Source organism: Staphylococcus sp. EG-SA-2 (assembly GCF_017152085.1).
Map to the genome: position 1 here is coordinate 1 of NZ_JACYHC010000208.1, position 7,952 is coordinate 7,952.

Genomic DNA, 7,952 nt, shown 5'->3' on the forward strand with positions numbered 1-7,952 from the left:
CTTGTCAGACACATCGACTTGATGATCTGTTAATCCAAAGTTTTTTAATGCACCACTTGCATGCCACGTTTGAACAATGTGTTGATTAGAAGTCTTATTATATCCACCTAGTAATAGGTAATAATTATCGATAATAATCATCTGCGCGCTTTTCAAAGCCTTAATTTGTTTTACCAATGTTCGATTAGTCATTTCTATCACATCAACATCGTCGCTAAGTTCAGATAAATAAGGCGCTTGTTTTGGTGTTGTTAAAACAGTTTTCTGATACGACGAATTATTTAATGCTTTGATGATAGGCTTAATATCTTCTGGAAAAGTCATCATAAATACGATATGCGGTTTATCAATCACTTGAGGCGTAATCATTTTAGAAAGTATTCGAACTACCAAATGATAAAATTTCTTTATTAAAACGTTCATAATACACCAACTTAATATGTTATTTACTTAAATTATAAACAAAAATGAACCCCACTTCCATTTATTAATGGTTAGCGGGGTTTCGTCATATAAATATATTACAAGAAGTCTGCAAATTGATCTCTATATTTCATGTGTAAGTACGCACCAATTGCAAAGAAAATGGCAACAATACCGAAATTGTATAACATTAATTTCCAATGATCCATGAAATACCATTCGTGATATAAAATTGCTGCACGGTATGATTCAGCAATAAAGTAAACTGGATTATATTTCATCATTTCATGAATTAAACCACTGATACCATGGTTCTTTGGTAGCCACAAAATTGGTGAAAAGTAAAATAATATTCTTAATATTGCTTGCATTAACATTTGTGTATCTCTAACTAACACACCGAGTGTTGATGTTAATAACGTCACCGAGGCAGTTAAGAAAAAACAAAACGGTACATATATCAATAATTGAATGATATGTATTGATGGATAAATACCAGTAAACATACATGCAATTATCACAAGTAAAAGTAAGCCTAAATGTCCATAAAATCTACTTGTCACAATATATGTCGGTATTATCGATAACGGGAAGTTCATTTTCGATACTTGATTAAACTTTTGTGTAATTGCTTTAGTACCTTCTAAAATACCTTGGTTGATGAAGAACCACATACTGATACCAACCAATAACCAATAAACAAAAGGTACACCATGAATTGGTGCATTACTTCTTATTCCTAATCCAAAAACCATCCAGTAAACCATAATTTGCATAACAGGGTTAATTAATTCCCAAGCCACACCTAAATAGTTACTATGATTGATAATTTTAACTTGAAACTGAGCCAGTCTTTGAATTAAATAAAAGTTCTTTACATGTTCTTTAAAAACTGTTCCTATTGCTGACATTCCATTAAACCACACTTTCAAATGTTTAACTATTTCTCTACTTAACTAAATAGTATTATAATAATTGTTGTAAATACTATCACTATACATGGATGCTATCAAAATTATTGTCTAGTTCTTTAAAATATTAGTTTATTACAAATACATTATAGTATACAATCATGTAAGTTGAAATAAGTTTAGTTTTTAAATATCATTGTTATCATTGATGATTAACATTTTGTGTCAAAACACCAACTCTGATAATAACAAAATCTTCTATACACTTTACAACAGGTTTTAAAATTTAACAACTGTTGAGTAGTATATTATAATCTAGATAAATGTGAATAAGGAAGGTCTACAAATGAACGTTTCGGTAAACATTAAAAATGTAACAAAAGAATATCGTATTTATCGTACAAATAAAGAACGTATGAAAGATGCGCTCATTCCCAAACATAAAAACAAAACATTTTTCGCTTTAGATGACATTAGTTTAAAAGCATATGAAGGTGACGTCATAGGGCTTGTTGGCATCAATGGTTCCGGCAAATCAACGTTGAGCAATATCATTGGCGGTTCTTTGTCGCCTACTGTTGGCAAAGTGGATCGTAATGGTGAAGTCAGCGTTATCGCAATTAGTGCTGGCTTGAGTGGACAACTTACAGGGATTGAAAATATCGAATTTAAAATGTTATGTATGGGCTTTAAGCGAAAAGAAATTAAAGCGATGACACCTAAGATTATTGAATTTAGTGAACTTGGTGAGTTTATTTATCAACCAGTTAAAAAGTATTCAAGTGGTATGCGTGCAAAACTTGGTTTTTCAATTAATATCACAGTTAATCCAGATATCTTAGTCATTGACGAAGCTTTATCTGTAGGTGACCAAACTTTTGCACAAAAATGTTTAGATAAAATTTACGAGTTTAAAGAGCAAAACAAAACCATCTTTTTCGTTAGTCATAACTTAGGCCAAGTGAGACAATTTTGTACTAAGATTGCTTGGATTGAAGGCGGAAAGTTAAAAGATTACGGTGAACTTGATGATGTATTACCTAAATATGAAGCTTTCCTTAACGATTTTAAAAAGAAATCCAAAGCCGAACAAAAAGAATTTAGAAACAAACTCGATGAGTCCCGCTTCGTTATTAAATAAACCGAAAAAACCGAGAATCTCCATTTAAGGATTTCCTCGGTTTTATTTTTGTCATCATGATTATTTCGCCTTTTTTATTTTTCTTTTTGCTTTGGCTATTTTATACATAAATATTGGAATACTCTTCAATCTACCAATACGTTTCCAATCTATTAATGCTCTATATATCCATTCAATGTTTAATTTTCTAAATATATAAGGCGCTCTCTTTTTAGCCCCAGCAAATACTTCAAGAGAACCACCTACGCCCATCATCACTGTAGATTCAAATTGGTTTTCATGTGTCATAATCCATTCTTCTTGTTTAGGGAATCCCATACCTACAAATATGTAATCAGGTTTAAACAGTTTAATTCGTTTCACTACTGTCTCATCTTCTAAATCAATATAACCGTGATGATGTGCAAACGATATGTTTGGATATCTTTGTTGCAATGCATATTGTGCCGCTTCTACAACTTCATTAGTTGCCCCTAGCAAAAATACTTTTTGATGATTTACATGAGCAATTTTCAAACATTCATCCATCAACTCAATACCAGGTATACGATGCGCTAGAGGTTGCTTTAAACGATGCGAAGCTTTGACTACTCCTGTCCCATCAGCAACAATATAGCTCGCTTGATTTATTAACTCTAAATACGCTTGATGTGTCGTCGCGTAATTCACTATTTCAGGGTTGGCTGTTACTATAAAAAGATTATTCGTTGATTGATTTGCAAAAAAGGTTTTAATATTTTCAACCATTTGCAACATTGTTGTATTATCAAAATCGACCCCTAAAATGTCAACTTTGGCTGTATTGGATCTTTCTTCAACAGTCATAACAGGAATCTCCTATCTTATTTCATTATTATGTTAGTGTAATCAATATTAACAGTATTTATATTCATCCTATTTATATCGAAATGATTTTGCTTTATTTTAACACATATTCACCTTTTCAAAAATTAAAATTAGTTTAACTAAGGTAAGTCTAAAGTCTAACGCTATTGATGCCAATATCATTTATAATAAGTGCTAAGCAAACTTTAAATTAATATCTTATATGAGGTTAACAATGAATTATTTATCAAACTTTTTTAATACGACAATTCAACTTAATATATACATTATCGTTATTGTTGCAGCTTGTTATATTGCTATTCATCAATATAGACATAAGCCTGTTTTGAACTATTTAGATGTCATTTTAAACTATATCCCTGTTTTAACACATGAATTTGGTCATGTACTGTTTAATAAACTCGCTGGTGGCCGTGCAAAAGATTTAGTCATTGTAACAAGTCCACGAGAGCGACAACAGACATTACAACAAGGATTCGCAATTACACAATCTAGACATCTAGCAGGCCAATGGCTTACAACGATTGGTGGTTATTTAATGCCACCTATTATGTTATTGATAGGTTTAGCGTCGAGCCATTATCAGATACCTAGTTTCTTTATATTTACCTATTTATTGATATTTATTTATTTTTTAATTTTAACATCTAGAAAAGGCTCACCCATTGTTGTTATAACTTTAATTTCTATCATGTTGTATTTTATATTAAAAGATGAAAATATAGTAGAAATTCAACTACTTGTCACAATGAGTTATCAATATATTTTAGGTGTATTATTAGGCGAAGTTCTACAATCTAGTTGGACGATTGCTAAATTGACTTTCCAGCGTCCGAGTCCACAGTGGGATGGTAGTGCACTTAAAGAACTCAGTCATGTACCTATCTTCATTTATAGTACAATCTGGATTATCTTCAATCTTTATGCAGTGAATATTTTACTCAAATATACTCACTTGATAAATTAACTAATAAAAAAGAAGCCTAAAGCAATTATCCATATGTCTTTATCAGTTCAATCATGGATATCTTTATGGCTTCTTTATTTTATTTTTCAGCAAACATGTTCATTGCATTTTCGTAACTGACAATAATTACATTATCATTACGTTTAATGATAATTACTTTATTCATTTCATCTTTCGATACAATTTCCACTTCATTACCAATAGAAATATCTTTACTAGACAAATATATTAGCAAATCGGTCTTATCTCTCACACGTTTGATTGTAACGATATCACCAGGTTCATAATACAAAATCGTTGTTATATATTTCTCTTTATATTCATTATTTCTAGGAATCACACCGCCGTGCGGGCAAGTTTCTGGGAAATTTAACAGGCTATCCAGCCTTTCAACAAATAAATCTGAAATTCGATGTTCTAAAATTTCTGCTTCTTGATGTACTTCTTCCCAATTATATTTCAATATTTCTATTAAAAATAATTCTAATAGTCGATGTCTCTTAATGATATCAAGCGTATGCGTTAAACCATCCTCTGTTAATCTAACACCTTTGTATGGTTTTGTTTCAACATAGCCTGCTTTTTCAAGACGTCCTACCATTTCACTTACAGATGGAGGCTTAATATTTAAAAATTGAGATAAGATTTTATTTGTCACAAAGTTTTTATCGCCATTATTCGTAAGGATTGCCTTTAAATAGTCCTCTTTTTCTTCAGTTAACATACTTTCACCTCACATACATTGTCTATATTATATCACGAATTTACTTGACATGATAAATATTCTCAGTTTATTATACAATTAATTAGGTTAGCCTAAACTTTTAATTAGGAGGTATAAACGTTTGTTAGAAACAAAAGATTTAAATCTGTTTTTAGGTAATAAGCATGTACTTAAAAACATTTCCTTATCGATACCAGTACGCGGCGAAATAATTGGTATCATGGGCCCGAATGGTGCTGGTAAATCTTCCCTTATCAAGTCTTTAATTGGTGAATTTAATGCTACCGGTACTAAATTGTTATATAACAAACCTATACAACAACAACTGCAACATATTACATATATTCCACAAAAAGCACATATTGATTTAGATTTTCCTATAAGTGTGGAACAAGTGATTTTATCAGGTTGCTACAAAGAAATTGGATGGTTTAGACGACCTAATAAATCAGCAAGGGATAAACTCAAACAGTTATTAAGCGATTTAGAATTAGAATCTTTACGTCATCGACAAATTTCAGAATTAAGTGGTGGACAATTACAACGTGTGCTAGTAGCAAGAGCATTGATGTCCGAAAGTGAAGTTTATTTTCTAGATGAGCCGTTTGTCGGAATTGATTTTAGTAGCGAAAAATTAATCATGACAAAAATCGAGAACTTAAAACAACAAGGAAAACTTATTCTTATCATCCACCATGATCTATCAAAAGCAAAGCAATACTTTGATCGCATTATTCTATTAAATCAAACATTACGATACTTTGGTGATAGTGAAGAGGCTATGAGTGTCACTCGCTTAAACGAAACATTTATGAGTAGCACTGACTGTAGTGACCCTAGTCAAAGGAGCAATATAACATGTTAGAGTTTGTCGAACATTTATTTACATATCAATTCTTGAATCGAGCATTGATAACTTCAATTATTGTAGGGATAGTTTGTGGTACAGTTGGTAGTTTAATTGTATTACGTGGTCTTTCATTAATGGGAGATGCAATGAGTCACGCAGTATTACCTGGTGTTGCCCTATCATTCTTATTTGGTATTCCAATGTTTGTAGGCGCACTTATAACTGGTATGATCGCAAGTATTTTTATCGGTTATATCACATCTAGTAGTAAAACGAAACCTGACGCCGCTATTGGAATTAGTTTTACCGCTTTCTTAGCTTCGGGGATTATTATTATTAGCTTAATAAACACTACGACAGATTTGTACCATATTCTGTTTGGTAATTTACTGGCAATCACAAATAGTGCATTTTTAACAACTATTGTGATTGGTTCAATCGTCCTTATTCTAATCATTATTTTCTATCGTCCATTAATGATTTCTACATTCGATCCAACGTTTAGTAGAATGAGTGGTCTAAATACGACGTTATTACATTACTTTGTGATGTTGTTACTCTCATTAGTAACAGTAGCAAGTATTCAAACGGTAGGTATTATTCTTGTAGTTGCATTATTAATTACACCTGCATCTACAGCATTTTTAATTAGTAAAAAACTATACTCAATGATGATTATAGCAAGTTTAATAAGTGTCATAAGTTCAATTGTCGGACTTTATTACAGCTATATTTACAACATTCCTAGTGGTGCGACAATCGTACTTTGTACGTTTGTAATTTATATCATCACATTATTTTTCACAAAATTTACGAATAGAAAGAAACGAGGAAGTTTAACATGAAAAAATTAGTACCTTTATTATTAGCCTTATTACTTCTAGTTGCTGCATGTGGTACTGGTGGTAAACAAAGCAGTGATAAGTCAAATGGCAAATTAAAAGTAGTAACGACGAATTCAATTTTATATGATATGGCTAAAAATGTTGGTGGAGACAACGTCGATATTCATAGTATTGTACCTGTTGGTCAAGATCCTCATGAATATGAAGTTAAACCTAAAGATATTAAAAAGTTAACTGACGCTGACGTTATTTTATACAACGGATTAAATTTAGAGACTGGTAACGGTTGGTTTGAAAAAGCCTTAGAACAGGCTGGTAAATCATTAAAAGATAAAAAAGTTATCGCAGTATCAAAAGATGTTAAACCTATCTATTTAAACGGTGAAGAAGGCAACAAAGATAAACAAGATCCACACGCATGGTTAAGTTTAGATAATGGTATTAAATACGTAAAAACAATTCAACAAACATTTATCGATAACGACAAAAAACATAAAGCAGATTATGAAAAGCAAGGTAACAAATACATTGCTCAATTGGAAAAATTAAATAATGACAGTAAAGACAAATTTAATGACATTCCAAAAGAACAACGTGCCATGATTACAAGTGAAGGTGCCTTCAAGTACTTCTCAAAACAATACGGTATTACACCAGGTTATATTTGGGAAATTAACACTGAAAAACAAGGTACACCTGAACAAATGAGACAAGCTATTGAGTTTGTTAAAAAGCACAAATTAAAACACTTATTAGTAGAAACAAGTGTTGATAAGAAAGCAATGGAAAGTTTATCTGAAGAAACGAAGAAAGATATCTTTGGTGAAGTGTACACAGATTCAATCGGTAAAGAAGGCACTAAAGGTGACTCTTACTACAAAATGATGAAATCAAATATTGAAACTGTACACGGAAGCATGAAATAACACGCTGTGTTTTAATGAAGTAAGATGAATTGATGTTGATGCAACCTAAAATATTGGTATCTCCAATATTTTAGGCTACACATCAACATAACAAAGTCGAAGGCTAATAGTCCCATATCGTGCGTTAAATATATATTACCCTCCTATTAATATATATACCGTTCCCGATCGCACGATATGGTGGTATTAGAACTTCTCTTTGAACGAAAGAGAAAAGCTAGAAGTTCTTATGCAGTTTTAATTAAACTGTAAACATTTGTCACTCTTTAAATCAAAGAGTAAAGTTAAAAGCTTTATGTGGTTTTGATTAAACTGCGAA

Annotated in this window: 9 protein-coding genes; 5 read left to right on the forward strand and 4 right to left on the reverse strand. The window is 31.4% G+C overall.

The window, feature by feature from the left end:
* Positions 1–423 (reverse strand): CDP-glycerol glycerophosphotransferase family protein (locus IDG60_RS01930; protein ID WP_206160437.1); only part of this gene is annotated, 423 nt, incomplete at its 3' end.
* Positions 424–521: 98 nt separating this feature from the next.
* Positions 522–1,334, reverse strand: coding sequence for a teichoic acids export ABC transporter permease subunit TagG (gene tagG, locus IDG60_RS01935; protein ID WP_001273058.1), 813 nt, complete (start codon positions 1,332–1,334; stop codon positions 522–524).
* Between the two features lie 346 nt (positions 1,335–1,680).
* On the opposite strand from tagG, the gene tagH reads away from it, so the two are divergent.
* Positions 1,681–2,475, forward strand: coding sequence for a teichoic acids export ABC transporter ATP-binding subunit TagH (gene tagH / locus IDG60_RS01940; RefSeq protein WP_001103232.1), 795 nt, complete (start codon positions 1,681–1,683; stop codon positions 2,473–2,475).
* A gap of 60 nt (positions 2,476–2,535) precedes the next feature.
* On the opposite strand, the gene tarA is transcribed toward tagH, so the two are convergent.
* Positions 2,536–3,300: an N-acetylglucosaminyldiphosphoundecaprenol N-acetyl-beta-D-mannosaminyltransferase TarA gene (tarA, locus tag IDG60_RS01945; RefSeq protein WP_000215388.1), complete on the reverse strand. Its 765-nt coding sequence runs from the start codon at positions 3,298–3,300 to the stop codon at positions 2,536–2,538.
* A gap of 235 nt (positions 3,301–3,535) precedes the next feature.
* Here tarA and IDG60_RS01950 point away from each other — a divergent pair, with 235 nt between their 5' ends.
* Positions 3,536–4,288 (forward strand): M50 family metallopeptidase, encoded by a 753-nt coding sequence (locus tag IDG60_RS01950; RefSeq protein WP_001108547.1) that lies wholly within the window; start codon positions 3,536–3,538, stop codon positions 4,286–4,288.
* 79 nt (positions 4,289–4,367) lie between these two features.
* On the opposite strand, the gene IDG60_RS01955 is transcribed toward IDG60_RS01950, so the two are convergent.
* On the reverse strand, positions 4,368–5,012 hold the full coding sequence (locus IDG60_RS01955) for a metal-dependent transcriptional regulator (protein WP_000954657.1): 645 nt from the start codon (positions 5,010–5,012) through the stop codon (positions 4,368–4,370).
* A gap of 121 nt (positions 5,013–5,133) precedes the next feature.
* Between IDG60_RS01955 and IDG60_RS01960 the strand changes: the two genes are divergently transcribed.
* From IDG60_RS01960 to mntC, 3 genes are read left to right on the forward strand one after another with little or no spacing between them, the layout of a single operon-like run.
* The gene (locus IDG60_RS01960) at positions 5,134–5,877 is read left to right on the forward strand and encodes a metal ABC transporter ATP-binding protein (RefSeq protein WP_000894464.1); all 744 of its coding nucleotides are present in this window, start codon (positions 5,134–5,136) and stop codon (positions 5,875–5,877) included.
* Positions 5,871–6,707: a metal ABC transporter permease gene (locus tag IDG60_RS01965; protein ID WP_000889252.1), complete on the forward strand. Its 837-nt coding sequence runs from the start codon at positions 5,871–5,873 to the stop codon at positions 6,705–6,707. Before IDG60_RS01960 ends, IDG60_RS01965 begins: the two co-directional genes overlap by 7 nt.
* Positions 6,704–7,633 (forward strand): manganese ABC transporter substrate-binding lipoprotein MntC, encoded by a 930-nt coding sequence (mntC, locus tag IDG60_RS01970; RefSeq protein WP_000737654.1) that lies wholly within the window; start codon positions 6,704–6,706, stop codon positions 7,631–7,633. The genes IDG60_RS01965 and mntC overlap by 4 nt, the downstream gene beginning before the upstream one ends.
* The last annotated feature ends 319 nt before the right edge of the window (positions 7,634–7,952 follow it).